22 protein-coding genes are annotated in these 26918 nt (G+C 68.5%); 10 read left to right on the top strand and 12 right to left on the bottom strand.

What is annotated here, in order from left to right; translation table 11 throughout:
- The first annotated feature begins 3 nt into the window (after positions 1–3).
- Entirely contained in the window at positions 4–612 is a 609-nt protein-coding gene (locus tag BM394_RS15790) for a TetR/AcrR family transcriptional regulator (RefSeq protein ID WP_092979333.1), read from the top strand.
- Between the two features lie 56 nt (positions 613–668).
- On the top strand, positions 669–1616 hold the full coding sequence (locus BM394_RS15785; protein WP_092979330.1) for an LLM class F420-dependent oxidoreductase: 948 nt from the start codon (positions 669–671) through the stop codon (positions 1614–1616).
- Between the two features lie 103 nt (positions 1617–1719).
- On the opposite strand, the gene lipB is transcribed toward BM394_RS15785, so the two are convergent.
- The 4 genes from lipB to lpdA all read right to left on the bottom strand — a co-directional run bounded on the left by lipB (position 1720) and on the right by lpdA (position 6910).
- Entirely contained in the window at positions 1720–2466 is a 747-nt protein-coding gene (gene lipB, locus BM394_RS15780) for a lipoyl(octanoyl) transferase LipB (protein ID WP_092979326.1), read from the bottom strand.
- A gap of 112 nt (positions 2467–2578) precedes the next feature.
- A complete protein-coding gene (locus tag BM394_RS15775) occupies positions 2579–3463 on the bottom strand; it encodes a TIGR01777 family oxidoreductase (protein WP_092979323.1) in 885 nt (294 codons plus the stop codon).
- 219 nt (positions 3464–3682) lie between these two features.
- Entirely contained in the window at positions 3683–5473 is a 1791-nt protein-coding gene (sucB, locus tag BM394_RS15770) for a 2-oxoglutarate dehydrogenase, E2 component, dihydrolipoamide succinyltransferase (RefSeq protein WP_092979321.1), read from the bottom strand.
- A 66-nt stretch (positions 5474–5539) separates the two neighbouring features.
- Positions 5540–6910, bottom strand: coding sequence for a dihydrolipoyl dehydrogenase (gene lpdA, locus BM394_RS15765; protein WP_092979430.1), 1371 nt, complete (start codon positions 6908–6910; stop codon positions 5540–5542).
- A 231-nt stretch (positions 6911–7141) separates the two neighbouring features.
- Between lpdA and BM394_RS15760 the strand changes: the two genes are divergently transcribed.
- The gene (locus BM394_RS15760; protein WP_092979319.1) at positions 7142–7492 is read left to right on the top strand and encodes an oxidoreductase; all 351 of its coding nucleotides are present in this window, start codon (positions 7142–7144) and stop codon (positions 7490–7492) included.
- Between the two features lie 240 nt (positions 7493–7732).
- On the opposite strand, the gene BM394_RS15755 is transcribed toward BM394_RS15760, so the two are convergent.
- Entirely contained in the window at positions 7733–9226 is a 1494-nt protein-coding gene (locus BM394_RS15755; protein ID WP_092979317.1) for a leucyl aminopeptidase, read from the bottom strand.
- Between the two features lie 413 nt (positions 9227–9639).
- Here BM394_RS15755 and BM394_RS15750 point away from each other — a divergent pair, with 413 nt between their 5' ends.
- The 4 genes from BM394_RS15750 (at position 9640) to BM394_RS15735 (ending at position 13660) form a co-directional block, all read left to right on the top strand.
- On the top strand, positions 9640–10887 hold the full coding sequence (locus BM394_RS15750; RefSeq protein ID WP_245780234.1) for an APC family permease: 1248 nt from the start codon (positions 9640–9642) through the stop codon (positions 10885–10887).
- A 155-nt stretch (positions 10888–11042) separates the two neighbouring features.
- Positions 11043–12146, top strand: coding sequence for a branched-chain amino acid aminotransferase (locus tag BM394_RS15745; RefSeq protein ID WP_092979314.1), 1104 nt, complete (start codon positions 11043–11045; stop codon positions 12144–12146).
- A gap of 96 nt (positions 12147–12242) precedes the next feature.
- Positions 12243–13328, top strand: coding sequence for a WD40/YVTN/BNR-like repeat-containing protein (locus BM394_RS15740; RefSeq protein ID WP_092979310.1), 1086 nt, complete (start codon positions 12243–12245; stop codon positions 13326–13328).
- A gap of 47 nt (positions 13329–13375) precedes the next feature.
- Positions 13376–13660, top strand: coding sequence for a MoaD/ThiS family protein (locus BM394_RS15735; RefSeq protein ID WP_092979307.1), 285 nt, complete (start codon positions 13376–13378; stop codon positions 13658–13660).
- A gap of 292 nt (positions 13661–13952) precedes the next feature.
- On the opposite strand, the gene BM394_RS15730 is transcribed toward BM394_RS15735, so the two are convergent.
- The 5 genes from BM394_RS15730 to BM394_RS15710 all read right to left on the bottom strand — a co-directional run bounded on the left by BM394_RS15730 (position 13953) and on the right by BM394_RS15710 (position 18225).
- Complete coding sequence (locus BM394_RS15730) at positions 13953–14696, bottom strand: adenosylcobinamide-GDP ribazoletransferase (protein WP_092979305.1); 744 nt, start codon at positions 14694–14696, stop codon at positions 13953–13955.
- A 5-nt stretch (positions 14697–14701) separates the two neighbouring features.
- Positions 14702–15829 carry a nicotinate-nucleotide--dimethylbenzimidazole phosphoribosyltransferase gene (cobT, locus tag BM394_RS15725; RefSeq protein WP_425427666.1) on the bottom strand — a complete coding sequence of 376 codons (1128 nt, stop codon included), beginning with the start codon at positions 15827–15829 and terminating at the stop codon, positions 14702–14704.
- A gap of 159 nt (positions 15830–15988) precedes the next feature.
- On the bottom strand, positions 15989–16546 hold the full coding sequence (locus tag BM394_RS15720) for a bifunctional adenosylcobinamide kinase/adenosylcobinamide-phosphate guanylyltransferase (protein ID WP_092979302.1): 558 nt from the start codon (positions 16544–16546) through the stop codon (positions 15989–15991).
- Entirely contained in the window at positions 16543–17529 is a 987-nt protein-coding gene (locus BM394_RS15715) for an aldo/keto reductase family protein (RefSeq protein ID WP_092979298.1), read from the bottom strand. The genes BM394_RS15720 and BM394_RS15715 overlap by 4 nt, the downstream gene beginning before the upstream one ends.
- Before the next feature lie 57 nt (positions 17530–17586).
- Positions 17587–18225 carry a DUF3043 domain-containing protein gene (locus BM394_RS15710; RefSeq protein ID WP_092927030.1) on the bottom strand — a complete coding sequence of 213 codons (639 nt, stop codon included), beginning with the start codon at positions 18223–18225 and terminating at the stop codon, positions 17587–17589.
- A 299-nt stretch (positions 18226–18524) separates the two neighbouring features.
- Here BM394_RS15710 and BM394_RS15705 point away from each other — a divergent pair, with 299 nt between their 5' ends.
- Entirely contained in the window at positions 18525–18890 is a 366-nt protein-coding gene (locus BM394_RS15705) for a HesB/IscA family protein (RefSeq protein WP_092979295.1), read from the top strand.
- An 85-nt stretch (positions 18891–18975) separates the two neighbouring features.
- On the opposite strand, the gene BM394_RS15700 is transcribed toward BM394_RS15705, so the two are convergent.
- A complete protein-coding gene (locus BM394_RS15700; RefSeq protein WP_092979292.1) occupies positions 18976–20280 on the bottom strand; it encodes a glutamate-5-semialdehyde dehydrogenase in 1305 nt (434 codons plus the stop codon).
- Between the two features lie 369 nt (positions 20281–20649).
- Between BM394_RS15700 and BM394_RS15695 the strand changes: the two genes are divergently transcribed.
- Positions 20650–22806, top strand: coding sequence for a glucan 1,4-alpha-glucosidase (locus BM394_RS15695; RefSeq protein WP_092979425.1), 2157 nt, complete (start codon positions 20650–20652; stop codon positions 22804–22806).
- Between the two features lie 214 nt (positions 22807–23020).
- The gene (locus BM394_RS15690) at positions 23021–24448 is read left to right on the top strand and encodes an FAD-binding oxidoreductase (RefSeq protein WP_092979290.1); all 1428 of its coding nucleotides are present in this window, start codon (positions 23021–23023) and stop codon (positions 24446–24448) included.
- Positions 24449–24712: 264 nt separating this feature from the next.
- Here BM394_RS15690 and asnB read toward each other — a convergent pair whose 3' ends face one another.
- Entirely contained in the window at positions 24713–26641 is a 1929-nt protein-coding gene (gene asnB / locus BM394_RS15685; RefSeq protein ID WP_092927040.1) for an asparagine synthase (glutamine-hydrolyzing), read from the bottom strand.
- Positions 26642–26918 lie beyond the last annotated feature (277 nt).

Below are 26918 nucleotides of genomic sequence, written 5' to 3'. Positions count from 1 at the left end.
GATGTGAGTAGGGCGACAGAGCAACCACGCCGGGTCGAGTACTCGGAATCCACCCGTGCCGCGCTGGTGGAGTCCGCCGTGGCGCTGTTCACCGAACGCGGATACGCCCAGGCCTCGTTGGACGAGATCACCGGGCGTGCCCGCGTGACGAAGGGAGCCCTCTACCACCACTTCGGGGGCAAGCGTGCGCTGTTCGAGGCCGCCTTCGAGGAGGTCGAGATCGGTGTCGTCGCCCGGCTGGCCGACGTGATGCCCGGTGAACGCGATCCCTGGGAGGAACTGCGTGCCGGCCTGGAGGCGTTCCTGCGGGTCTGTCTGGAGCCTGCCTTCCAGCGCATCGTCGCCCAGGAGGGGCCGGTGGTGCTGGGATACCAGCGTTGGTACGACCTCGGTGAGCGCTACACGTTCGGCCTGGTGCGCGGAAGCGTCCAGCGGTTGGTGCACACCGGCCGTATCGAGGACTCGGTGTCGGTGGACGTGCTCGCCCGGGTGATCTTCGGTGGGCTTTCCTCCGGGGCCGCCACCATCGCCGGATCGGATGATCCCAATCGGACCAGTGTCGAGGTGGGGGAGGCGCTGGAACGGCTGCTGCGTGGCCTGCGCGACGGTTGACCGCCACCCCCGCACGTGTGACTCCCGAACTCGCACGGGCCGGTTAGCCTCGGGATGTGACCGAGGAATTCAAACTCAGAATCTTCACCGAGCCCCAGCAGGGCGCCACCTACGACGATCTGCTCCGCGTCGCCCGCACCACCGAGTCGGCGGGTTACGACGCCTTCTTCCGCTCCGACCACTATCTGCGGATGGGCGATTCGAGCGGCCTGCCGGGGCCGACCGACGCGTGGTTGACCCTGGCAGGACTCGCGCGGGAGACCTCCCGGTTGCGACTGGGGACGCTGATGAGCGCGGCGACGTTCCGCCTTCCCGGCCCGCTGGCCGTCTCGGTGGCCCAGGCCGATCAGATGTCGGGTGGGCGCATCGAGTTCGGAATCGGCAGCGGTTGGTACGAGGAGGAGCACACCGCCTACGGCATCCCGTTCCCCTCGCTGCGGGAGCGTTTCCAGCGTTACGCCGAGCAGCTGGAGATCGTCACGGGGCTGTGGTCCACGCCCTCGGGCGAGACCTTCGACTACTCGGGAACGTACTACCGGCTCGATGACTCGCCCGCGTTGCCCAAGCCGGTGCAACAGCCACGTCCTCCGGTGCTCATCGGAGGTGCCGGCAAGAAGAGGACCCCGGAACTGGCGGCGAGGTTCGCCGACGAGTTCAACCTGCCGTTCGTCGACCAGGAGACCGCGGCGGCGCAGTTCGACAGGGTGGGTCAGGCGTGCACCGCGATCGGCAGGAACCCCGACAAGATCGTGCGTTCCGCCGCGCTCGTTCTCTGCGTCGGCAAGGACGAGGCCCAACTGGCGCGGCGTGCCGAGGCGATCGGTCGTGACCCGGTCGAACTCCGCGCCAACGGCCTCGCCGGCACTCCCGAGGAGGTGGTCGACAAAATCGGCCAGTGGCGACGGAACACCGGCATCACCAGGCTGTACCTGCAGGTGCTGGATCTGTCGGACCTGGACCACATCGAGCTGGTCGCCGCCGAGGTCGCGAACCGGCTCGACTGATCGGACCCTCCCGTCCCGTATCCCGGTCTCGGGGAGGGACAACGGCGTGGTGGGTGAGCCGCTCGCCCACCACGCCGCGAGTGCTCGGCCGGAGCGGCGTCGGTCAGCGCAGCTCCGGATCCAGCGCGAACGTCACGCCCGCCGGGGCCTCCGACTGCTTCCTGACGTCGCGGTCGGTGACCGGAAGGGCACCGTCCAGGGCCTCCGGGACGGCCTGCTTCACCAGGGGCAACGCTTCGGCCACCGTGACGTCCCTGCCCAGTTCGGCCGACAGCGAGGTGACCCCGGCATCGCTGATTCCGCAGGGAACGATCCGGTCGAACTCGGCCATGTCGGAATCACAGTTCAACTCCAGGCCGTGCATGGTCACCCCTCCCTGCACCCGGATGCCGATCGCCGCGATCTTGCGTTCGGGCCGATCGCCGTCAGCGGCGAGCCACACGCCGCTGCGCCCCTCGACCCGGCCGGTTCGCAGCCCGAACCGTTCGCACACCCGGATCAGTGCCTGCTCCAGCCTGCGCACGTAGTCGACCACGTCGATCGGATCGGACAGCCGCACGATCGGATAGCCGACCAGCTGGCCGGGGCCGTGCCAGGTGATCTTGCCACCGCGATCGACGTCGATCACCGGCGTGCCGTCCCGCGGGCGGTCCTCCGGTTCGGTTCGCTTGCCCGCCGTGTACACGGAAGGGTGTTCCAGCAGCAGCAGCGTGTCCGGTCCGGTTCCCGCCGCGCGGGCCGTGGCCAGTTCCTGCTGACGTTGCCAAGCCGTCAGATAGTCGATCGTGCCCAGCTCGAGTCTCTCGATCGGCTGATCCGAGGCCCGGCACGAGTTCTCACCGTGACTCACGGGCGCCACCCTACCGCTGTCGGTTTCGACCGCGATATCGCGCTTCGTGCTCGTCGCGGCACCGCGGCTCGTACATTTCGCGCGAAATCGTCGACCGTGGTGCGGTAGCCGGTCAGGCCGAGACCGCCGCTCCGAGCGCGGAACGAACCGTCGGGTGCTGGAAGGTGAAGCCGTGTTCCTCCAGCACGGCGGGCACCGCGCGTTGTCCGGTCAGCGCGACCTCCTGGGCGAACTCACCGAGTACCCCTCGCATCGCGAAACCGGGAATGACCCACGGTGCCGGGCGGCCGAGCGCCTCGCCCAGCGCTCTGGTGAACTCCGCGTTGGTCACCGGCTCGGGCCCCGTCATGTTGACCGGCCCCGAGATTTCCTGGCTCTCCAGTACGAACCGGATGGCGGCTATCTCGTCGTCCAGCGATATCCAGGGCATGTACTGGGTGCCGTCGCCGAGCCTGCCGCCGAGCATCAGCGAGAACAGCGGTTTGAGCTGGCCGAGCAGTCCGCCGGAGGGGGAGAGCACCGGACCGGTACGCAACCGCACCACCCGAGCGGGACGGGCGGCGTCGGCCGCGGCTTCCCAGCGTTGACACAGATCGGCGAGGAAACCGCTGCCGGGACCGGCCGTTTCGGTGATCAGCCTGCCGCCGGTGTCGCCGTAGAAATCCACCCCGGAAGCGTTGATCAGGGTGGGGATGCCGCGTTCCCCGATGGCCTCGGCGAGTACGGCGGTGGGTCTGGTGCGGGAACGCAGCAGCTCCCGCTTGCGCTCGGCGGTCCACCTCTTGCCGCCGAGCGGGGCGCCGCAGAGATTGATCACGGCGTCGACGCCGTCCAGGGCGCCCGCCTCGATCTCACCGGACCCGGGGTCCCAGCCGCGTTCGTCCGGGGCCTGTGCGGCGCGTCTGACCAGGCGAATCACTTCGTGGCGGGCGTGCCGGAGCGCCGGCACCAGATGGCTTCCGAGCAGGCCGGAGGATCCGGCGATAACCACACGCATGCCCCGATCTTGTCGCAATGATCGCCACAGTGCGAGACCGTCGCCCGATCGAGTGGGTAGCGCTTCGCTGTGGCGCGTTCTCCGGGATCGTCGCTACGGGGCTCGGGACGGTTCGCGCTTGGTCACCGGCCACGAGAACCGGGGCCGCCCACCGAGAGTGGACGGCCCCGGAAAGTCGAGCGGCACCGCCGCCTCACCGGTTGTGTTCGACCGGCGAACTCACAACCCGAGGTCGGCGTCGAAGGAGCCCTCCTCCAGCCGCTGCTTGACGGTGTTGAGGAAACGAGCGGCATCGGCACCGTCGACGAGGCGGTGGTCGTAGGACAGCGCGAGGTAGACCATCGAGCGAATGGCGATGGTGTCACCGCCCGCTTCGTCGGAGACGACCACGGGACGTTTGACGACCGTGCCGGTACCCAGCATTCCCACCTGCGGCGGGTTCAGGATCGGCGTGTCGAACAGGGCGCCCCGGCTGCCGGTGTTGGTCAGCGTGAACGTGCCGCCGGACAACTCGTCGGGTTTGACCTTGTTGTCGCGGGTGCGATCGGCCACGTCGGCGATCTTGCGGGCGAGCCCGCCGAGATTGAGGTCACCGGCGTCGTGGATGACCGGGCTCAGCAGCCCCCGGTCGGTGTCCACGGCGATCGCCAGGTGCTCGGCACCGTGGTAGGTGATCTCGTTGGCCTGCTCGTCGATCGAGGCGTTGAGCTTGGGGTGCAGCTTGAGCGCCTCCACCGTGGCCTTGGCGAAGAACGGCAGGAAGGAGAGCTTGACGCCCTCCGACGCCTCGAAGTCGTCCTTGGCGCGCTGCCGCAGTCGTGCGATGCGGGTGACGTCGACCTCGATGACGGTGGTCAGCTGGGCCGCGGTCTGCAGCGAGTCCACCATCCGCTGGGCGAGCACCTGCCGCAGCCGCGACATCTTCTGGGTGGTGCCGCGAAGCGCCCTCGCCTCGGCGGAGGGCTCCTCCTGCCCCGTGGCCGAAGCGGCCGGTTCGGCGGTGGCCGCTCCGGCGGGCTGCCCGTCGGGACGCGAGCCGGTGGCCGCGTCGGTCGACCGCTGCGTGATGGCCGCCTGCACGTCCTGCTTGCGGATGCGTCCGCCGACGCCGGTTCCCCGCAACGAGTGCAGGTCGATACCGTGCTCGTTCGCCAGCTTGCGTACCAGCGGAGTCACGTAGGGCGCCGATCCCTCCGCGCTCTGCTCGGCCGGGGCCTGCTGTGCCGATGTGGCTTGTGCCGGAGCCGACTGGGCCGGAGCGCTCGGCGCGGACTGCGGTGCGGTTTCCTGCCGCGGTGGCTCCGGGGTCGGCTCGGGAGCGGGGGTTGCCGCGGGCTGCGGTTCCGGGGCGGGTTGTGGCGCGGGCTCTGGCGCGGCTGCCGGTTCCGCCGACTGGTCGCCGACCACCGCGAGTTTGGCACCGACCTCGACGGTGTCGTCCTCACCGGCCGACAGTTCCAGGATCGTGCCTGCCACGGGGGAGGGGACCTCGGTGTCGACCTTGTCGGTGGAGACTTCCAGCAGGGGCTCGTCGACCCCGACGGTGTCGCCGACCTGCTTGAGCCATCGGGTGATGGTTCCCTCGCTGACGCTTTCACCCAGCGCGGGCATGTGCACGTCGGTGCCCTGGGCCGCGGACGCCCGGGGCGACGGTGCCGCGGGCTCCGGTTCGGGGGCGGGCTCCGGGGCTGGCTGTGGCGCGGCTGCCGGTTCCGCCGGTGCCTGCGAGGGCTGTTCGCTCGCGGCCGGTTGCTGCGGTGCGGCCTGCTCACCGCTGTCGCCGATCAGCGCGAGTTCGCCGCCGACCTCGACGGTGTCGTCCTCGCTGGCGATGAGTTGCTGTACCACCCCGGCCGCGGGGGAGGGGATCTCGGTGTCGACCTTGTCGGTGGAGACTTCCAGCAGGGGCTCGTCGACCTCGACGGTGTCGCCGACCTGCTTGAGCCATCGGGTGATGGTTCCCTCGCTGACGCTTTCACCGAGTGCCGGCATCTGGACGGAGAAGGCCATCTGTTGCTGACTCCTCGTACTCGTGGCGTGTGATGGGCTCTGACGTGACCGGTTGAGCGGAATGCGTCAGCCGTGTACGTGGAGCGGTTTGCCCGCCAGGGCGAGATGCGCTTCGCCGAGCGCCTCGGACTGGGTCGGGTGGGCGTGCACCAGCGGAGCGACGTCCTCCGGCAGGGCCTCCCAGTTGTAGATGAGTTGGGCTTCGCTGATCAGTTCGCCCACCCGGTCACCGATCAGGTGCAGCCCCAGCACCGGCCCGTCCGCGGCACGAACGATCTTGGCGGCTCCCGCCGTCTTGAGGATCTGGCTCTTGCCGTTGCCCGCGAGGTCGTAGGTGAAGGTCTCCACTTTGTCGTACTGCTCCCGGGCGGCGCTCTCGGTCAGTCCGACCGAGGCGACCTCGGGGTGGCTGTAGGTCACTCGCGGGATGCCGGCCTCGTCGATGACCGGTGGGTTCAGCCCCGCGATGTCCTCGGCGATGAACACGCCCTGCTGGAACCCGCGGTGCGCCAACTGCAGCCCGGGGACGATGTCGCCCACCGCGTACACGCCGGGGAGGTTGGTGCGCAACCGCTCGTCGGTGCGCACGAAACCGCGCTCCAAGGACACGCCCGCCTCTTCATAGCCGTGCCCGGCTGTGTTGGGTCCGCGTCCCACGGCGACCAACAGCAGATCGGCGTCGATGGTCTCGCCGTTCTCCAGGCTGACGGTCACGCCGGACTCGCTCTGCTCCGCGCCGGTGAACTTCACGCCGGTGGAGAACTTGATCCCCCGCTTGCGGAAGGCGCGTTCGAGCTGCTTGGAGCAGTACTCGTCCTCGTTCGGCACCAGGTGGGGCAGCGCCTCGACGATGTTGACCTCCGCACCGAAGGAGCGCCACACGCTGGCGAACTCCACACCGATGACGCCGCCGCCGAGCACGACGACCTTGTCCGGTACGTAGTCGAGGTTGAGTGCCTGCTCACTGGCGATGATCCGGCCGCCGAACTCCAGACCGGGCAGCGTCTTGGAGTAGGAGCCGGTGGCGAGCACCACATTGGTGCCGGTGTAGCGGGTGCCGTCGACCTCCACCGTGTTGGCGTCGACGAGGGTGCCCGCACCCTCAACGTAGTTGATCTTGTGGGCCTTGGCGAGCCCCTGCAGACCCTTGTGCAGTTTGGTGACGATGCCGTCCTTGTACGAGTTGACGCCATCGATGTCGATGCCCTCGAGGGAGGCCTTCACGCCGAACTGCTCGCTCTCGCGGGCCGAGTCCGCGACCTCCGCGGCGTGCAACAGCGCTTTGGTGGGGATGCACCCTCGGTGCAGACAGGTCCCACCGAGCTTGTCCTTTTCGATGAGGGTGACGGAAAGGCCCAGCTCCGCCGCGCGGAAAGCGCAGGCGTAGCCGCCGGAGCCGCCACCGAGAATGACTAGATCGGCGGACGTGTCGGTCACTTCGCACTCCTCGACAGGCATCATTTCTTCAACTCGTTACCGGAGCCCGCGCGGAGCTCCGGCACCGAAAGCCATCTTGTCACCACGCGAGTCACGGGCGCGAGACGGGCTGCCCGTGTTTCCGGGACAAATGGCGTGAAGATCACACTCGCTACCGGGTGCAACGTCACGAAAGGTGGTTTTTATGCCCCGACTGGCAATATCGTGGTAACCGGTCAAGGAGGTAGAACCGTGGGCCTGTTCGAGCGTCTACGCCGTCGTGGTCGGTCGCGACGCACCCGCCCCGAGCGGAACCAGGACACCGAACACCTCCGGCAGTGGGCTGCGCAACGTCGCGGTGTCGAGGGGTTCCTGGAACCACCGACTCCGGTGACCGAGACGACGATCGTCTTCGTCGCCCACGACGGGGAGTGGACGCGGCGTCGGATCGAGGGTCGGGATGCCGCGATCCGTTTCACGCATCGGCTGGGTGTTCCGTTTTACGAGGTCAACAAGGTCGGTTACCCGCAGCGGATGCGCGACTACCAGCGCAAGCAGCGCGTGCTGCGCCGTCGCGAGTACCGCCGCGGGCTCGAGAAGTGATCCCACGGCGGTACCCGCGCCCGGCTGAGTCGCGGAGCCCGGGCAACCACAGCGGAGAGTTCGCCTCACCCGAGTACCCGGCCGACGACGACCGGGACTGTCCCCGGTGCGTGAGTCGGATGCGTCGCGAGGCCGGGCCGCTCGCCGCGTAGGTCGCCACTCGAGAGCGGCCCCACGCGGCAAGGCGCCGACTCACGTGCCGGCCACCCGAACCCGGGTAAGCTCCACTGCTGGGCTCGTTCAGTTTCGTTCGGCGATATCCGCCAGCACAGCGGCCATCGTCCGCACCGGAACACCGGTTCCCCCCTTGGGGGTGTAGCCCCACGGGGAGTTCGAGTTGTACGCCGGACCGGCCACGTCGATGTGTGCCCAGGCGACGTCCTCCGCCACGAACTCGCTGAGGAAACGTCCGGCCACCAGCATGCCCGCCCAGCGCTGGCCGGTGACATTGGCGATGTCGGCCAGCTTCGAGTCGAGGTCGCCCCGCAACTCGTCCGGCAACGGCATGGCCCAACCGGCCTCACCGGTCGCCCTGGACAGTTCGGCCACGCGGTCCCGGAAATCTTCGCTTCCCATGACACCCGGTGTCCGCTTGCCCAACGCGACCAGCTGCGCACCGGTCAGGGTCGATGCCTCGATCAGGTACTCGGGATCGTCCTCGCAGGCGCGGGTGATCGCGTCCGCCAGGATCAACCTGCCCTCGGCGTCGGTGTTGAGAACCTCGACGGTCTTGCCGCCGTACATGCTCAACACGTCACCCGGCCGGTAAGCGGTGCCGGACGGCATGTTCTCCGCCATCGGAACGGTGGCGGTGATGTCGAGCGGGTAGTTGAGTTTGGCCGCCAGCACCATGGTGGCGATGACCGCGGCCGCACCGGACATGTCCGAGGTCATCTCGTCCATCCCCGCGGCGGGCTTGAGGGAGATGCCGCCGGTGTCGAAGGTCACGCCCTTGCCGACCAGCGCCACCTTCCGGGAACCCTTCTGCCCCTTGTGCCGCATCCGGACCAACCGCGGTGGCCGGGAGGATCCCTCGCCGACGCCCAGGATGCCGCCGTAGCCGTGTTTGCGCAGATCGTCGGCGTCGAGCACTTCGACGTCCAGCCCGGCCGAACGGCCCAGTTCGGAGGCGCGCTCCGCCATCGCGGCAGGTGGCAGGTCGTTCGGCGGGGTGTTGATCAGGTCCCGGGCGGTGTTGACCGCCTCGCCGATCGCCGTGGCTCCCTTCAGCGCGGATTTCGCGGAGTCGTCCTTGGCCTCGGAGACCACCAGGTCCACTTTGCTCACCGGGTCGTCACCGGGCGAGGACTTGTACCGGGTGAACGCGTAGGAACCCATCACCGTTCCCTGCACCGCCGCTGAAACGTCCAGTTCGGACAGCGTGGTGGCCGCGTGCGAGACCCCGGTCATCGCGCGCGCCGCCGCGCCCGCGGCGCGGCGCACCGACTCGCTCGGGATCTCCTCGTTCGGATCGCGCTTGCCGAGTCCGACAGCGAGCAGGACTTCCGCCCGCAACGACCCACTCGCCGCGAGTTTGACGACCTCCTCGGCCTTGCCGGTGGCGCCCAGCAGGGTCAGCGTCTCGGTCAGGTTGCCGTCGAACGCCGCGGCGATCTCGTTCGTTCCCGGTGCGAGTTCGAGGCCGTCCGCGCCTTCCACGGTTCCGATGACGAGGGTTTCCACCGTCAGCTTCGCCGCGGCGCCGTCGACCAGGGCGAGTTTGGGGGTTGTCACCTGTGGCTCCTCCCGGAGTTGTGTGCCGTCGGGCCGATGCTTAGCACCTGCCCACCGCATATCGCTTCCGCGGGCACTGTAGAACGGTGTCTCCGTCGGTGCGCGTACCAGCCCGTGTTCGTGTCGCCGTGTCGTCGGGAGATCACTCGCGGCACACGGTTTCGCCCCGAGTCCCCGACTTCGCGGTTTCGTTCCCGAGTACCGTTTCGGTGAGCGGTCGATGCCGTCAGTGCGTTGTCCGGTGGTGACGTGCTCGTCGTGGCTTCCGTGTGCCCGCGGTGCGGCCCGCACCGAGCGGGGAGCCGCGGCGTGGAGAACCGGCGGGACGTTCCTCGGGGCGAGGACGAGGTCTCATTACTACGAGGATGATTTGCTTGGCCGAACGATCGGGGCCCTCGGTTGGTTCGACAGTCGTGAGGCGAGCGGCTCCGCTCGCGCTCGGTGCCATGCTGGGTGCCGGGGTGTTCCTCGGCGTGGCACCGGCCGTGTCGATCGCGGGACCGTGGACGCCGTTCGCCGTGCCGGTGGCGGTCGTCACCGCCTGGTGTGCCGCGAGCGCCACGAGGCACCAGGCCGATTCCTACGGGCCTACAGGTGCCGGATACGCGTGTGTGCGGGACAAACTGGGAGTGGTTCCCGGCCGAATCGCCGCCGGTACGGGACTGTTCGGTCATGTCGCGGCGCTGACGGCCGTAGCGGGCGCGGCCGCCCGCTATCTACCGACCCCACAGCCGTTGGCCGCGGTCTCGTTCCCGCTGCTCGCGGTACTCGCCTCCACCGCAGGACTTCGGATCAGGGGATTGGCCGGTTGGCTCTGGCTGGCGCTGACGATCGCGGTGCTCGGTGTGGTGACCGCCGCGTGCCTGGCGATCACTCCGGTGGACTCCCCGTCGGTCTCGCCCCAGGGGCCGTTGGCGGTTTCCGGAGCGGCGGGAGTGTTGTTCTTCGGCCTCGTCGGTTTCGAGCGGCTGACCGCCGCCGCGGACAGGACGGATCGGTATCCGGCGGCCGTGCTGGACCGTGCCCTGCCCGCTGTGTTGCTCGCCGCCGGTGTGGTGCTGACGGTGGTGCTGGTGGCGGTGTCGTACCAGCTCGGTTCCGCGCGGCTGGCGTTGTCGCCGGCACCGCTGCTCGACGCGTTGCGTGCGGCCGACGCGGCAGCGCTGACCTCGGGAGTGGGGACGGCGGCCGCGCTGGCCATGTCGCCGGTGCTGCTCGCGGTGCTGGAATCGGCGCGTTCCACCGGTGCGGCTCTGGTCTCCGACGGTGAGCTGCCGGTGCTGTCGCGTCGTGCCGGTCCCGCCGGGACCCCCTACCCGTTCGACCTGGTGCTGGCCGTGGTGGCCGCGTCGCTGACGTTGTTCCTCGGGCCGGAACAGGCCGTCCCGATCGCCGCGTGCTGTCTGCTGGTCCACTACGCGCTGGTCAACGCGGCGGCGAGAGTTCTGTTGCTCGACGGCGGGAAACTGCCCAGGCGGACGGCCTGCCTGGGGATGGGCCTGTCGGTGATTCTGGCCATGAGCATGCCCGTGCCCGCGATGGCGGTCACGCTGGCGGTGGTGGTCCTGGTGCCGGTGACGGCGGGGGCGATTCGGCGGTCGCGTGGTTTCGAGCGAAGCTCGCACCACGAGCGCCCTCCCGAGGAACACGACGTCCGGTAACTCCGCGAACACCCGACGCCAACGAGCTCTCACGGCGCGTCCCGCGAGGTGCCTACGACTGTCGTACGACCGACCATAAGGGACGCTGATACTCGGTCGCCCAATCGTTACCGGTCAGGTTTCCACTGCTCTCGGGCGCGCGATACGGTACGTTCATGAGCCAACCCGTCGTTTTCACCCGGACCGAGACCCCGCGACCCGCGAGTGCGGAACATCGTTCGAAGGTACTCGCCGATCCCGGGTTCGGGAATTACTTCACCGATCACATGGTCACCGCACGGTGGAGCACCGAGCAGGGTTGGCACGACGCCAGGCTGGAGCCCTACCACCCCGTCGAGTTGGATCCCGCCACTACGGTGCTGCACTACGGACAGGCCATCTTCGAGGGGCTGAAGGCCTACCACCAGCCCGACGGCTCGATCGCCTCGTTCCGCCCGTGGGCCAATGCCGCCCGCTTCCAGGACTCGGCACGCAGGCTGGCCATGCCGGAACTGCCCGAGGAGATCTTCCTCGACTCGCTGCGTGAACTGGTCTCGGTCGACAACCAGTGGGTGCCTACGGAAGGCGAGAGCTCGCTGTACCTGCGGCCGTTCATGATCTCCACCGAGCGCACCCTCGGGGTCAACCGCCCGGCGAGCAGCTATCTGTACACGCTGATCGCCTCGCCCGCCGGTTCCTACTTCGCGAGCGGCGTCAAGCCGGTCACCGTGTGGCTCAGCAGGGAGTACGTCCGCGCCAGCCCGGGCGGCACCGGAGCCGCGAAGTTCGCGGGCAACTACGCCGCCTCGTTCGTGGCGCAGGCCCAGGCCGCCGAACAGGGCTGTGACCAGGTCGTCTGGCTGGATGCCGTGGAACGGCGTGCCGTCGAGGAGATGGGCGGAATGAACCTGTTCTTCGTGCTCGGTTCGGGTGCGGAGGCACGGTTGGTCACCCCGGAACTGACCGGCAGCCTGCTGCCCGGCATCACCAGGTCCTCGTTGCTGCGGATGGGCGAACGGCTCGGGCTCGAAGTCGAGGAACGCCGCATCACCACCGACGAATGGGAGCAGAAGGCCCTCTCCGGCGAGATCACCGAGGTGTTCGCCTGCGGGACCGCCGCCGTCATCACCCCGGTGGGCAAGGTCAGGCACAGCGGCGGCGAATTCACGATCGGGGACGGCGGGCCGGGAGAGCTGACCATGAAGCTCCGTGAGCAGCTGACCGGCATCCAGTACGGCGAACTGCCCGACCCCGAGGGCTGGATGACGAAGCTGGCCTGATCACTTCCTCCGATCCGGTTACCGTGACACGGCGACTGTCGGGGGTCCGGCGTACCTTCCCGGTGAGAGTCCACTCAACACCCACGGGAGGCAGTCGTGTCCTCGTCCGTATTGCTCGTGATCGGTACCCGGAAGGGGTTGTGGCTGGCACGCCGGAACGGTGGGCGTTGGCACCTCACCGGCCCCTGGTTGCCGATGACCGAGGTCTACTCGGTGGCCGTCGACACCAGGGGCAAACCGCGGGTGTTGGCCGGTACCGAGAGTCCGCACTTTGGCCCCACCCTGGTGACCAGTGACGATCTGGGAGACAGCTGGCAGGAGCCCGAGCACGCCCCGGTGGCTTTTCCCAGCGACACCGGGACCTCGTTGCGGCGCGTGTGGCAGATCGTGCCCGGACCTTCCGGCGAGCCCGGAGTGGTGTACGCGGGGACGGAGCCGTCCGCGCTGTTCCGCTCCGAGGACGGCGGCAGCAACTACGAACTCGTGCGTGGGCTCTGGGACCACCCGCATCGCGCCGAGTGGTTCCCGGGGTTCGGGGGACAGGCGGTGCACACGATCCTGCCCGACCCCCGGCACCCGGACCGGGTCCTGGTCGGTATGTCCACCGGCGGCGTTTACCGCACCACCGACGGCGGTGCCGAGTGGACCCCCGCCAACCACGGCATCCGTGCCTACTTCATGCCGGAGAACGAATACCCGGAATTCGGGCAGTGCGTACACCGGATGGCCCGGAACACCGCCACGCCCGACCGGATCTACCTGCAGAACCACCACGGCGTCTACCGCAGCGACGACGGCGCCGACACCTGGGAGTCCATCGCCGAAGGACTACCCGCCGACTTCGGTTTCCCCGTCGCGGTGGATCCCGCCGATCCCGACACGGTCTACACCTTCCCACTGGTCGCCGATGCGCACCGGTTCCCACCGGAGGGAGACTGCCGGATCTACCGCAGCAGGGACGCGGGCGCGTCCTGGGAAGCTCTGGGTGAAGGACTCCCCCGGCAGGGGTTCTGGTCCGCCGTCATGCGTGACGCGCTCTGCCTCGACGACGGCGACCCCGCCGGAGTGTACTTCGGATCCCGGTCCGGCGAGGTCTACGCGAGTTCCGACCGGGGAGAGAGCTGGACCCGGATCGCCGAACACCTGCCGGACGTGCTGTCGCTGCGCGCGGCCGTGGTCTGACCACCAGCCGCGAACCGTTGCCCGCCCACTGCCATCGGGAGACGATCATGCGAATCACCCTGGTAATCCCGCAGATGCTTCGTTCCACGGTCGATGGGGCGGGCACCCTGCGGCTGTCCCTCGAAGAGGAGGCCACGCTGCGGCAGCTGCTCGACGAGCTGGCCGTCACCCACCCCGCCCTGGAACGCAGACTTCGGGACGAGACCCGAACGTTGCGCCGCTACGTCAACTTCTACGTCGACGGCACGGAGTGCCGTGCGCTGGACGGCGCCGCCACCGCGCTCGGCGACGGTGTCGAGGTCCGGATCGTGCCCTCCGTCGCGGGCGGATAGCTCCGCGACATCCGACGCACGCACCCGGGCACGTGCGTCCCGGGGCGGCGGCGATTTCGCGAGAAATTGGCGCCCCTTCGTCGCTCTCAAGCCGAACCCCGACCACTCGCGCGGTCCGAGCCCCCAACCCTCTCGCAGCCCGCACCGCCGCGGGTTCTCCGGTGCGGCTCTCGCGAGGAAGGTCCGACGTTGTGTAGTAACTACCCGATGTCGGGCCTCCCCGCAGCGAGAGCCGTGCCAGAGGTTCCGCTTCTCGACCAGCTATGACAACCGAGTTGCCAACCCTAAGAGTTCAGCCGAGGGCGCATATGGCTAGTAGGAGGGTGGTCCCGAGTTCACAACAGGCGCCGAGCACGTCACCGGTAACTCCGCCGAACCTGCGTAGCACGTGCCTGCTCAGCACCCACAGCGAGCCGAAGGTCAGTACCACGGCGGCGAGACCGACCCACCACGTTCCCGGTGTGGCGAAACCACCGGCGAGCAGCAGTGCCGTCCACCAGGCGAACACGGTGCCGCGAGGTTGCGTGCCCGCCACCAGCGCGCCCATGCCCTCTTGCCGCGCCGCCGGGATCCCCCTACGACAGCACAGCGGAAAAGCGGCTCTCCCACCGGCGCAGGCGAGTACGACGACTCCCCACTCGCCGTGCGAGGCGGCAGCGGCGAATCCCGTGGCCTGCACTCCGATCGTCAGCACGAGTCCGGCCACCGCGAACGGGCCGGTGCTGCCGTCGCGCATCACCGAAAGCGCCCGTTCGGCAGCGCCGTAGCAGCCCAACCCGTCCACGGTGTCGGCCAGCCCGTCGATGTGCATTCCCCTGGTGGCCAGTGCCAGCGCGGCCACGGTGAGCAGTCCCGCCAGCAGTGCGGGGGCTCCCAGTGCGAGCAACGCCCAGAGGAGGAGAGCGGCGAACACCCCGAGAGCGGCTCCCACCAGCGGAGCGAACGAGATGGCACGCCTGCCGGTGCGATCGTCGACGGTGTCGACCCGCACCGGCAGTACGCTCAACCAGGCGAACGCCAGTCGAAGCCCTTGCACGCCGCTCAGTCCGCGGCGTCGGTCGGGGAGACTCCCGCCGCCTCGTCGGCAGTGGGGCCCGCTATACCCGCTTCGGCGAAGCTCGCCATCTCGGCCAGCACCCTGATCGCGGCGTTGACCACCGGCAGGGCCGAGACGGCTCCGGAACCCTCGCCCAGTCGCATGTCGAGATCCAGCACCGGCCGCAGGTCCAGGTGCTCCAGCACCAGGGTCGCCCCCGGCTCGACCGAACGATGCCCCGCCATCCACCACTGAGTCGCTCCCGGAGCGAGCTCCTCGGCGACCATCGCCGCGGAGCCGACCACCACACCGTCGAGGATCACGGGAGTGCGGCGCACCGACGCCTGCGCGAGGAAGCCCGCCATGGCGGCGATGTCGGCACCACCCGCCGTGCGCAGCAGCACCAACGGATCATCCACTACTTTGCGCGCACGACGCAGCGCATCCCGGATGGCCGCGGTCTTGCGCATCCACGCCGCGTCGTCGATCCCGGTGCCACGTCCGACCACCGCCACCGGTTCGTTCTCGGTCAGAGCCGCGATGAGGGTGGCGGCGGGGGTGGTGTTCCCGATACCCATGTCACCGGCGATCAGCAGATCGGCTCCGCTGTCGACCTCTTCGTCGGCCAGTGCCCTGCCCGCGGTGACCGCCTCGTGCGCCTGCTGGGCGGTGAGTGCGTCCTCGACGTTGAGCGAACCGGACGACTTGCGGACCTTGTGCGCCGAGATCGTCCGGTTCGTCTCGCCGTCCACGGCCATGTCGACGACGCGTACCCCAGCTCCGGCGTTGGCGGCCAGCGCGTTCACCGCGGCTCCGCCGGTGAGGATGTTCTCGACCATCTGTGCGGTGACCTCGCTGGGGTAGGCCGAGACGCCGTTGGTGGCGATCCCGTGGTCACCCGCGAAAACCACCACGCGGGGCCGGTCGAACGGCCTGGGTGGGCAGGTGCCCTGCCTGGCCGCCACCCAGACGCCCAGTTCCTCAAGCCTGCCGAGCGAGCCGGCGGGTTTGGTGAGCCCGTCGTGCCGCGCCACCGCCTGCCGGTGCGCCTGTTCGTCGGGTGGCCGGACCACGCCGAATTCGATACCCGGCCGGTCCGTGCCGTCCGCCGGTTCTGCCGATGGGGTGTGCACCGGTTGTGGATCGGGCACCGTGGACAAGCCTTACCTCCGTAGTCGTTCGGCCGGAGTCGTGCTTGGCAACACCGCGCTCGGCTACGCACCGCCGTCGAGCTCCCACGTCGGGGTGTGCTCGCGGTGACCGACTCCGGGGCTTCAGCGTAGGTCAGCCACTCAACGTAGTCGCAATGGTAGTCCCGCGACCAGCAGCAGCACGTCGTCGCAGACTTCGGCGAGCCCGGCGTTGAGCGCACCCAGCTCGTCCCGGAACAGCCGACCCGCCCTGCTCTCCGGGACCACACCCAGACCGACCTCGGCCGAGACGAGGAGCAGCCGTGCCGAACACGATTCGCTCGCGCGTCTCAGTTCGTCACGCTGTCCTCGCACGATTGTCAGCGCCGAGGTGTCACGCTCCCATGCCCCCGCGTCGTCCAGTGCGCCCGTCAACCAGGTCGCCAGATCGTCGACGAGGATCGGTGGATCCGTCGCCCTGGCGTTGTCCAGCAGGTCGACCAGCTCGTCCGGACGCGGAGCCTCCACGGTGTTCCAGTTCGCCGGACGGCGCGCGACGTGGTCGGCGATACGCCGGTTCCACTCCTCGTCGCGGGGATCCCGCCGTGCGGTGGCGACGTAGGTGGCGGCACCCTCCCGAGGCAGCAGTCCCTCGGCATGGGCGGACTTGCCGGAGCGCGCTCCGCCCAGTACCAGGGTGCGGTGCTCGGAGCCGGTCACGGCGTGGTGGTGTGGCGGGGGTCGGTCTCTGCCACGTGCCCGATGACCTCGTCGATCTTGTCGAGCACGTCCTGGTCGAGTCTCACCCCTGCGGCCCGCACGTTGTCGGTGACCTGCTCCGGACGGGACGCGCCGATGATCGCGGCGGAGACGTTCGAGTTCTGCAGCACCCAGGCCACGGCCAACTGGGCCATGGACAGCCCCAGGTCCTCGGCGATCGGCTTGAGCTGCTGCACCGGTTCCAGCACCTCGTCCCGCATCCAACGCGAGATCATGTTCGCGCCGCCCGCCTCGTCGGTCGCCCGCGAACCGGTGGGAGCCTCCTGCCCGGGCAGGTACTTGCCGGTCAGCGCGCCCTGCGCGATCGGCGACCACACGATCTGACCGAGGCCCTCCCGCTCCGAGGTCGGGATCACCTGGGACTCGATCACCCGCCACAGCATCGAGTACTGCGGCTGGTTGGACACCAGCGGTACGCGCAGTTCCCGCGCCAGCTCGGCGGCCCGGCTGATCTGCTCGGCGTTCCACTCCGAAACGCCGATGTAGAGCGCCTTGCCCTGGCGCACCAGATCGGCGAACGCGGTCATGGTCTCTTCCAGCGGAACGGTCCGGTCGAACCGGTGCGCCTGGTAGAGATCCACGTAGTCGGTCTGCAGCCTGCGCAGCGAGGCCTCACAGGACTCCATGATGTGCTTGCGGCCCAGACCGCGGTCGTTGGGCCCCTGCCCGGTGGGGAAGTAGACCTTGGTGAACAGCTCGATGCTCTCCCGGCGCACCCCCGACAGCGCGCGCCCGAGTACCGCCTCGGCCCGGGTCGCCGCGTAGACGTCCGCCGTGTCGAAGGTGGTGATTCCCTCGTCGAGAGCGGTCAGCACGCACGCCTGCGCCTGTTCCTCCTCGACCTGCGAACCGTGGGTGAGCCAGTTTCCGTAAGCGATCTCGCTGATGTTCAGGCCGCTGCGGCCGAGCCGACGAAACTCCATGACATCCAGCCTAGATCCACATCCCGGCGCGCGCCCAGCACCGTGACCGAGCCGTGCTCACCGGACCTCGTTGATGTCCTTCGGAGTGACCCGGGGGCGGGGAACACGCAGTTTGCGCAGCTGCATCGCACGGGTGAAGGCGTACCACCCCATGCTGATCCCCTTGTCCTTGGCGTCGGGGAACTTGGCGCGCACCTGTTTCGTGACGATCCGACCGAGCATGGTGCCCTCGAAGATCATCGTTATCAGCAGCGCCAGGCAGAACACCGTGGCGATCTGGACGACCATCTGGATCTGCACCAGCGTGGCCAGGAATATCACCAGCACCAGCGGCATGAACAGCCCCATCAGGTGCCTGCGGGAGTCCACGATGTCGCGAACGTGTGCCCGGACCGGTCCGCGGTCGCGCGGCATGAGGTAACGGTCGTCACCCGCCATCATCCGTTCGCGCCGTTCGGCCGCGGCCTTGCGCCGCTCCGGCTTGTTGCGACGCATCCGCTTGAACGCCTCGCGCTGGGTGCGTGGCGGCGGCGGAACCGGGCCCCGACGTTTGCTCTCGGACTCGCGACGTTTCGGGGTCGGCCTGCCCTTGGCCTGGCTCGAATCGTTCGCGTTCTCCCGCGTCGCCTCGCCACCGTGCTCGTCGCTGTCGACGGTGGCGGTTTGCTCGGCGGTGTTGCGACGGAGGAACTTCACACCACCAGCGTAAGTGACACTGTCCGTGTCACGAATACCGACTCCGCGGGTGGGTGCCGATCGTGGAAATCGCTCGTGGTGCGGTGGGCCGCTCCGGCAGCGGCACGTCGCGGCGCACCTCCCGTGCCGGGCCCTGGTCTCGTTCGCGACGCGCATCGTTTTCCGTGCGTACCATGTGCGGTGCTACCCGCGGGTGTCACAATCGGCGTGCGCGGGTTGGACCGCGGGAATACTCGCACTTACCGTGGCCGTTGAGGTCGCGGGAACCTGCCAGCAGCCGCTAACCGCAAGGGAGAGCCATGACCGCCCAGGAAACAGCCGTGGAGACCGAAGCGCCCGCTCATGGCGTCACGTTGACCGACCCGGCGGCCAGCAAGGCCAAGACCCTGCTGGACCAGGAGGGGCGCGATGACATGCATCTTCGCATCGCGGTCCAGCCGGGTGGGTGTGCCGGACTGCGCTACCAGCTGTTCTTCGACGAGCGCACGCTCGACGGGGACGCGGTGCGCGACTTCAACGGCCTGGACGTGGTCGTCGACCGGATGAGCGCCCCCTACCTGCAGGGCGCCGTGATCGACTTCGTGGATTCGATCGAGAAGCAGGGCTTCACGATCGACAACCCGAACGCCGGCGGTTCGTGCGCCTGCGGTGACTCGTTCCACTGAGCGGGCGCGATCGGCTTTTTCCGGGGATGGTGCGGCGAGGGGCCTCGCCGCACCATCCCCGTTTTCGTGCGTCGCACGTCGCTGTTCAGGGACGGGTGTGTCCGTCACCCCAGACGAGCCACTTCGTCGTGGTCAGCTCCGGCAGCGCCATCGGGCCGCGGGCGTGCAGCTTCTGCGTCGAGATCCCGATCTCGGCTCCCATGCCGAACTGGGCGCCGTCGGTGAAAGCCGTGGACGCGTTGACCACGACCGCGGCTGAGTCGACCCGCGTGGTGAATCGGCGGACGGTGGAGACGTCCTCGCTGACGATGGCCTCGGTGTGACCCGTGCCGTGTCGTGCGATGTGCGCCATCGCCTCGTCCGGGGAGTCGACCACCGCCACCGCCAGGTCCATCGACAGGTACTCGGTGTCCCAGTCCTGCTCGGTGGCGGGAGTGACCGGTGCCGCGTTCCCGATCGTCTCGGCAGCACGCTCGTCCGCGTGCAACGTCACCCCGGTCTCGGCCAGTTCCCGGGCCAGTCCCGGCAGCAGCGTCTCGGCGACCTCCCGGTGCACCAGCAGCGTCTCCGCCGCGTTGCACACGCTGACCCGGCGCGTCTTGGCGTTGCGGACCACTTGCCGTGTCTTTTCCGTGTCGGCGGCGCGGTCCACGTAGACGTGACAGTTACCCACGCCGGTCTCGATGACCGGCACCGTCGCCTCCTCGACCACCGCGTTGATCAGCCCGGCACCACCGCGTGGGATCACCAGGTCCACGAGGCCGCGCGCGGTGACCAGGTGCCCAACCGAGGAACGGTCCGCACACGGCAACAGCGTCACCAGGTTCGGGGAGAAGCCGGATTCGACCAGCACGTCCCGCAGGATCGAGACCAGCGCGGTGTTGGAACGTACCGCCGAGGAGGAGCCGCGCAACAACACGGCGTTACCCGATTTCAGGGTCAGTCCGGCCGCGTCCACGGTGACGTTCGGACGCCCCTCGTAGACGATGCCGACCACCCCGAGTGGCACCCGCACCTGTCGCAGCTCCAGGCCGTTCGGCAGCATGCTGCCGCGCACAGTCTCCCCGACCGGATCCGGCAGCCCCGCCACCGTACGCAGCCCGGAGGCGACCTCCGCCACGCGTGATTCGGTCAGTTTCAGGCGATCCAGCATCGCCTCCGGCATCCCGGAGTCGCGTGCCGCGGTGAGGTCGAGCTCGTTGGCGTCGAGAATCTCTCCGGAGCGGCGTGCCAACGCGTCGGCCATCGCGTTCAGCAGGGTGTCCTTGGTGTCCCGGGTCGCGGCGGCGAACTCGGCGGCGGCCTCGCGGGCACCGCGCGCCGCGGCCAGGATCTCCTCCCGGCCGGTGTCCGCTCCGGCGGCGGAACCCGTGGGTGACTTTTCCGGCATAGTGGTGCTCACACCGCCCAGGGTAGAAGATTCACATCCGGCAGCGGGAGCGTGGTGAGGCGACTACCTCGCGTGATCCGGTGGTTCGCGGCGGCGCTCGGAATGCCCCTTTCGGAGTATCGCGGAAAAGCGCGATACCTCTCCCGGCGTTTCCTTTTGGCGGTTCCGGTTCCTCCGGGGGTTTCTCGGACGGCGTTCCCGAAATTCTGAACAGTCGCAAGATGTCGTTTTCCAGGGGACTCTTCTTTATCGATTGCGCAAGTCCTGTTGCGTATGTAGAACACCGTCCCGGACGAATCGTCGGCCGGGCGTTGTGCGGTGCCCGGGAAATGTTTCGCCGACCTTTCGAGCACTGGAAAGGAATCGATGATGGGATTACCGCCGAAGCGGGGAACGAGGAGGGCGGCCAGCCGCTCGGCTGCGTTCTCCGCCGCTGTGCTCGCCCTGGTGACCGTCCTCGGGTCGGGTGTACCGGCCGGAGCGGTTTCCGCGACCGCGCCGGGCGCTCCGGGCATGTCCTCCGCGTGGACCACGGGTGCCAAACGAGGTGTCGGCACTTCCACCACACTGGAGTCGAAGGTCTGGCACACCCTGGGGCAGGGAATTCTCAACGAGGTCTACTACCCGCGCCTGGACGTGCCGAACGTGCAGGACATGCAGTACGTCGTCAGCGACGGGCGGAGCTTCACCGAACTGGAGCGCGACGCCACCACGAGCCGGATCCTGCTGCCCGACTCGCGCTCGCTGCGGTACCGGCAGGTCAACACCGACCGCGACGGCAGATACCGCATCACCAAAACCTACATAACCGATCCGCGGCGTTCGGTGCTGCTGGTCCGGACGCGTTTCGAGGTGCTGGAGGGTGGGCCGCTGCGGCTCTACGCGCTGTACAACCCCTCGCTCAACGGCAGCGGGATGGGCGACAGCGGAGCCACTTCCGGAGGCACCCTGGTCGCCAGTGACGGTGAGGTCGCCAGCGCGCTGGCCGCTTCGAACGGCTTCAGCGCCGCCACGAGCGGTTACAGCGGTACGTCCAGCGACGGTTACCGCGATCTCCGCGCAGATCACCGGCTCGACAATCGCTACGACCGGGCGGACGAAACCGGAAATCTCGTGCAGACGGCTCGCGTTCCGGTCGAGACCGACACCACGTTCACGCTCGCGCTCGGCTTCGGCGGCGACAGGGCGGCGGCGAAGAGCGCGGCACATGGCGCGCTGGCGAACGGTTACGGCGCGGCCAGGCACGAGTACGACGCGGGTTGGCACCGCTACCTCGCCTCGCTCGACCGGGTTCCCGAATCGGTGGCCTCGCGCGGGTTGACCACCCAGTACAACGTCGCCGCCATGACGCTGAAGTCCCAGGAGGACAAGACCTACCGAGGTGCTTTCGTGGCGTCCACCTCGATTCCGTGGGGTGGTGCCAAGAACGCCGACAGCTGCTGCACCGGCGGTTACCACCTGGTGTGGTCGCGTGATCTGTACCATACTGCGACGGCCGCGATGGCACTGGGCGATCGCGCCGCCGCCAACAGAGCGCTCGACTACCTGCTGAACGTGCAGTGGCGGGAGGACGGTTCGTTCCCGCAGAACACCTGGCTCGACGGCGAACCCCACTGGCCGAGTCTGCAGCTGGACGAAGTCGCCTATCCCATCGTGCTGGCGCAGCAGCTGGGCCGGACCGGTGACGCGGAGTGGACCAAGCTCCGGAAGTCCGCCGACTTCATCGTCGAGAACGGTCCCGCCACCCCGCAGGAGCGTTGGGAGGAGGAAAGCGGTTATTCCCCCTCGACCATCGCGGCCGAGATCGCGGGCCTGGTCACCGCGGCTGACATCGCCCGACAGCACGGTGACCGGCAGGCGGCACGACGGTATCTCGCCACCGCCGACGAATGGCAGCGCAAGGTGACGGACTGGACCTTCACCACGACCGGCCCGCACGGTGACGGCGAGTACTACCTGCGTGTGGATGACGACGGTGATCCGAACAACGGTAACCAGCTGTGTCTGAACAACGGGGGCGGATGTCACGACGAACGTGCCGTGGTCGACGCGGGATTCCTGGAACTGGTGCGGCTCGGCGTCAAGCCCGCCGACGATCCGGCGGTGCTCGACTCGCTGTCCGAAACCGACGACCGGCTGCTGGTCCGGACTCCGAACGGTCCCGGCTGGTACCGCTACAACCACGACGGTTACGGCGAGGCCGCGGGCGGTGAGCCCTACACCGGAACGGGCATCGGCAGGCTCTGGCCGTTGCTGACGGGCGAACGCGGTGAGTACGAGATCGCCTCCGGCGATTCGGCCGGTACTCATCTGGAGACGATGGCCAGGATGGCCAACGAGGGCTACCTCATTCCCGAACAGGTCTGGGACAGGCCGTCCGAGAACGGCTTCGTGTTCGGGGAGGGAACCGGATCGGCGACTCCGCTCGCGTGGTCCATGAGCCAGTTCGTCCAGCTGGCGAACAACATGGACGCGGGCAGGAATCTGGAGACACCGGACGTGGTGGCCCGGCGCTACACCGACTGAACGATGTGGCGACGACCGGCGGCGAGAGCCCGGTGCCCCGGTGGAGTTCCGGGGCGTCGGGCGGTGGCGGTCGAAGCCGGACCCCCTGCCGGGTGCTATGGACTTCGTGCTCTGTCCTCACCCGCCCGCACTCCCTAGTGTCCGTGCAACGGGCGGCTCGGTGCGGCCCGCCCGCGTCCCAGACGTAGCTCCCCGGGATCCGAGGTGACCGGACATGACAGTGCGGGATGTGGACCCGGCGACTGTCGATCGACTCCGCGGCGGTTTCCACGGTGTGATTCACACACCGCGCGACGCGGACTACGAGAGGCAGCGCGAGATCTTCAACGCGATGATCGAATCGCGGCCCGCGGCGATCGCGGCCTGCGCCGACATCGACGACATTCGCAGGTCCCTGGACTTCGCCGGGGAACACGACCTCGAAGTCGCGGTGCGCGGCGGCGGGCACAGCGTTGCCGGTGCGGGTCTCGTCGACGGTGGGCTGGTCATCGACATGCGCCGGTTCAACCGGGTGACGGTGGAGCCGCAGAACCTGTTGGCCACGGTGGGCGGCGGCACGCTCTGGGGAGAGTTCGACGGGGCGGGACGCCCCCACAAGCTCGCCACCACCGGAGGCCGGGTCTCCACGACCGGAGTGGCCGGACTGACCCTCGGAGGCGGTTCCGGCTGGATGGAACGGAAATGGGGACTGGCCTGCGACAGCCTGGTGTCGGTCGAGCTCGTCACCGCTTCGGGAGATCGGGTGACAGCCGACGCGGAACGGAATCCGGAACTGTTCTGGGCACTGCACGGCGGGGGAGGCAATTTCGGGATCGCCACCTCGCTGACATTCCGGTTGCACGAGATTCCGGAATTCTCGATGGCGTTGTTGCTCTGGCCCGCGACACGGGGTCGTGCCGTGGCGGGCGAGTATCGCGATTTCATCGCGGGAGCACCGGACGAGATCAGCGGTGGGCTGATCTACCTGACCGGGCCGCCGGAGGATTTCGTGCCTGCCGAACTCGTCGACACGCTGTGCTGTGCCGTCCTGGTCACTTTCATGGGCGACGAGTCGGAGCTGCGCGAGCGGATCCGGCCGCTGCTGGGGCTGCGCCCCGCCGGACAGCTGATCACCGACATCGACTACGCCGACCTGCAGTCACTGCTGGACGATCCACCCGGGTACCGCAACTACTGGTCGGCCGAACACATGGCCGAGCTGCCCGACGAGGCGCTGGACCGGTTCTGCGCCCGGGCGAACGACATGCCGGTGCCGTCCCCGGCGCAGCACGCGCTGCTGCCGTGGGGTGGCGCGGTCTCGGCCAACGGGGTGGGTGCGGCGATGTCCGACCGCGCGGTTCCATGGGTGGTCCACCCGCTCGGGCTGTGGTCGGACGCCGCCACCGACGAGCGGGCCATCCGCTGGGTGCGCGAGCTCCGTGCGGACATGCGGCCGTGGACCACCGGAGCGGTCTACCTCAACTTCATCGGTGACGAGGGGCACGAACGGGTGGTGGCCGGCTACGGCGACGACAACTACCGGCGACTCGCACGGGTCAAGGCGGAGTACGACCCGGACAACGTCTTCAACCGCTGGCACGACATTGTTCCCGCTGCCGCGCCGGAGCGGAGCACCGCGACGCCGACCCCGACCGCCGGCTGAACACCGCCGCTCGACCGCCGCTGCGGCGTCGATTTCTCGCGAAATCGCCGCGCCGGTGCGAGGCAGTGCCGAACCGACCACCCTCGTAGGCCGAACTCCGGCCACTCACGCGGTCGGCACCGCCGCGGGTTCTCCGGTGCGGCTCTCGCGAGGACGGCCCCGACGTTGTGTAGTGACTACCCGATGTCGGGACACCCGCAGCGAGAGCCGTGCCAGAGGTTCCGCCACGTGATCGGCTAGGAAAACCGGGCCACCAGAGATTCACTAAAGCTTCACGGGGTAGTGCGGTTCCGGCACCTGGGGCGTGAGCCGGTTCTCCACGAATATCCCGTGCCAGATCATGAACACCAGCAGCGCCCACAGCCTGCGACTGTGGTCCAGCACTCCGGAACGGTGTTCCTCCAGCAACTGCAGCACCGCCGGTTTGTTCAGCAGGGCGTCGGTCTGGGACTCCTTGATGATGTCGCGTGCCCAGTCGTGCATCTCGTCCCGCAACCAGTGTCGGATCGGGACGGGGAAACCGAGCTTGCGCCGGTTGAGCACGTGGCCGGGAACCACCTTGGCCAGCGCACGGCGCAGCGCGTACTTGGTGGTGTCCTTGGTGATCTTCTGCTCCAGCGGGATCGTGCTCGCCGTCCGGAACACCTCGTTGTCGAGGAACGGAACCCGCAGTTCCAGGGAATTGGCCATGGTCACCTTGTCGGCCTTGACGAGGATGTCCCCCCGCAGCCAGGTGAACAGGTCCACGTGCTGCATCCGGGTCACCGGGTCCCAGCCCTGCGAGGTCCGGTAGGCCGCCGCCGTCACGTCGGTGTGCGAAACGTGCGGGTCGTAGTCCGGCAGCAGGTTCCGCAACTCGTCGTCGCGGAAGATCCGCGCGTTGCCGTAGTAGCGTTCCTCCAACGGCAGCGCACCTCGCCGGAGCAGGTCCTTGCCGCGCACCCCTTCCGGGATCGCGGTCGAGACCCGACCCATCACCTTGCGCACGGATCCGGGGACCCGCTCGAACGGGGCCAACGAGAGCGGTTCCCGGTAGATCGAGTACCCGCCGAACAGTTCGTCGGCGCCCTCGCCGGAGAGCACGACCTTGACGTGCTTGCGCGCCTCCCTGGCGATGAACCACAGCGGAACCAGCGCGGGGTCCGCCACCGGATCGTCCAGGTACCAGATGATCAGCGGCAGCGTCCGCATCATCTCCTCGGCGGAGACCGTACGCACGACGTGCTTCACCCCGATGGCCGCCGCCGATTCCGCGGCCACGTCCACTTCCGAGTAGCCCTGCCGCTCGAACCCGGTGGTGAACGTGATCAGGTCCGGATTGTGCTCCTTGGCCAGCGCGGCGATGGCCGTCGAGTCGATTCCGCCGGAGAGGAAGGCACCGACGGTGACATCGGCACGCATGTGCTTGGCCACCGAGTCGCGCATCACGTCGACGATCTCGTTGTGCAGCCGGTTGGCCTCGCCGTCGTTGTGAATCTCACGCGAGGTGAAGTTGGGGGAGAAGTACCGCTCGGTGACCAGTTGCCCACCCGGGGCCACGGTGAACGAGGTGCCCGACTCGATCCGCCTGATCGAACGGTGCAGCGATTCCGGCTCCGGCACGTACTGCAGCAGCAGGTAGTGCTGCAGCGAACGCCGGTCGACGTCCTCGTTGATCCCCAGCGTCGCCGCGAGGTGCAGCAGGCTCTTCTTCTCACTGGCGAAACCGACCCCGTTGGGGCCGGTCGCGTAGTACATCGGCTTGATCCCGAAGGGATCCCTGGCGCCGAACACCACGTGCCGGTCGTTGTCCCAGATCAGGAACGCGAACATCCCGCGTAGCCGCCCCACCATCGAAGTCCCGAGGTAGTGGTAGGCGACGATGATCGTCTCGCTGTCCCCGTCGGTGTTGAACGCGGCGCCGTACTGCTCGGTCAGTTCGGCCCGCAGTTCGAGGTAGTTGTAGATCTCACCGTTGAACAGGATCGTGTACCTGCCCGGTGATTCCGGCGGCCCCCAGCTCAGCGGCTGGTGCGAATGCTCGACGTCGATGACCGACAGGCGGTTGAAACCGAAGACGACCTCGCCGCCCTGCCACGTGTCACTCTCGTCCGGTCCTCGGTGCCGCTGACACGGCAGCGCGTTGGCCACCGCGTTCGTTGCGTTGCTTGCGTTCTCTTCGGTGGGACAAACCAGTCCAAGCAGGCCGCACACGCGTCTCGCGCACCTCTCGTGTCGCGGGTTGTCGGATTTCGCTCAAGCCCAATAGGGGTGATCCGGTTCTACAGTATGCCGTGCGCCTGCGGGCGAACCGCACGCACGGGTTCATTGTGCCGGTGCTCCGGTCGACGGCGCCCGGTGTTCACCGCGCGTCGTACGGCGGAGTGACTGACTGGTGATCTTCGGTCACGGGCACGACCATGATTCGGGCGGTGTCGTGACCCCGGAGCAGTATCGCGGCTACTACTGGGCTAGGGTCGCTACAGTATTC

It is taken from the genome of Actinopolyspora lacussalsi subsp. righensis (assembly GCF_900116555.1).
Lineage (GTDB): Bacteria > Actinomycetota > Actinomycetes > Mycobacteriales > Pseudonocardiaceae > Actinopolyspora > Actinopolyspora lacussalsi.
This window is presented reverse-complemented; position numbering and strand designations above follow the sequence as displayed.

Excerpts from the sequence above, each read along its gene's own strand:
- BM394_RS15695 (WP_092979425.1), top strand. The coding sequence starts at position 20,650 with ATGGGATTACCGCCGAAGCGGGGAACGAGGAGGGCGGCCAGCCGCTCG.
- BM394_RS15735 (WP_092979307.1), top strand. The coding sequence starts at position 13,376 with ATGCGAATCACCCTGGTAATCCCGCAGATGCTTCGTTCCACGGTCGAT.
- sucB (WP_092979321.1), bottom strand. The coding sequence starts at position 5,473 with ATGGCCTTCTCCGTCCAGATGCCGGCACTCGGTGAAAGCGTCAGCGAG.
- BM394_RS15775 (WP_092979323.1), bottom strand. The coding sequence starts at position 3,463 with ATGCGTGTGGTTATCGCCGGATCCTCCGGCCTGCTCGGAAGCCATCTG.
- BM394_RS15705 (WP_092979295.1), top strand. The coding sequence starts at position 18,525 with ATGACCGCCCAGGAAACAGCCGTGGAGACCGAAGCGCCCGCTCATGGC.
- BM394_RS15745 (WP_092979314.1), top strand. The coding sequence starts at position 11,043 with ATGAGCCAACCCGTCGTTTTCACCCGGACCGAGACCCCGCGACCCGCG.
- BM394_RS15700 (WP_092979292.1), bottom strand. The coding sequence starts at position 20,280 with ATGCCGGAAAAGTCACCCACGGGTTCCGCCGCCGGAGCGGACACCGGC.
- BM394_RS15715 (WP_092979298.1), bottom strand. The coding sequence starts at position 17,529 with ATGGAGTTTCGTCGGCTCGGCCGCAGCGGCCTGAACATCAGCGAGATC.
- BM394_RS15690 (WP_092979290.1), top strand. The coding sequence starts at position 23,021 with ATGACAGTGCGGGATGTGGACCCGGCGACTGTCGATCGACTCCGCGGC.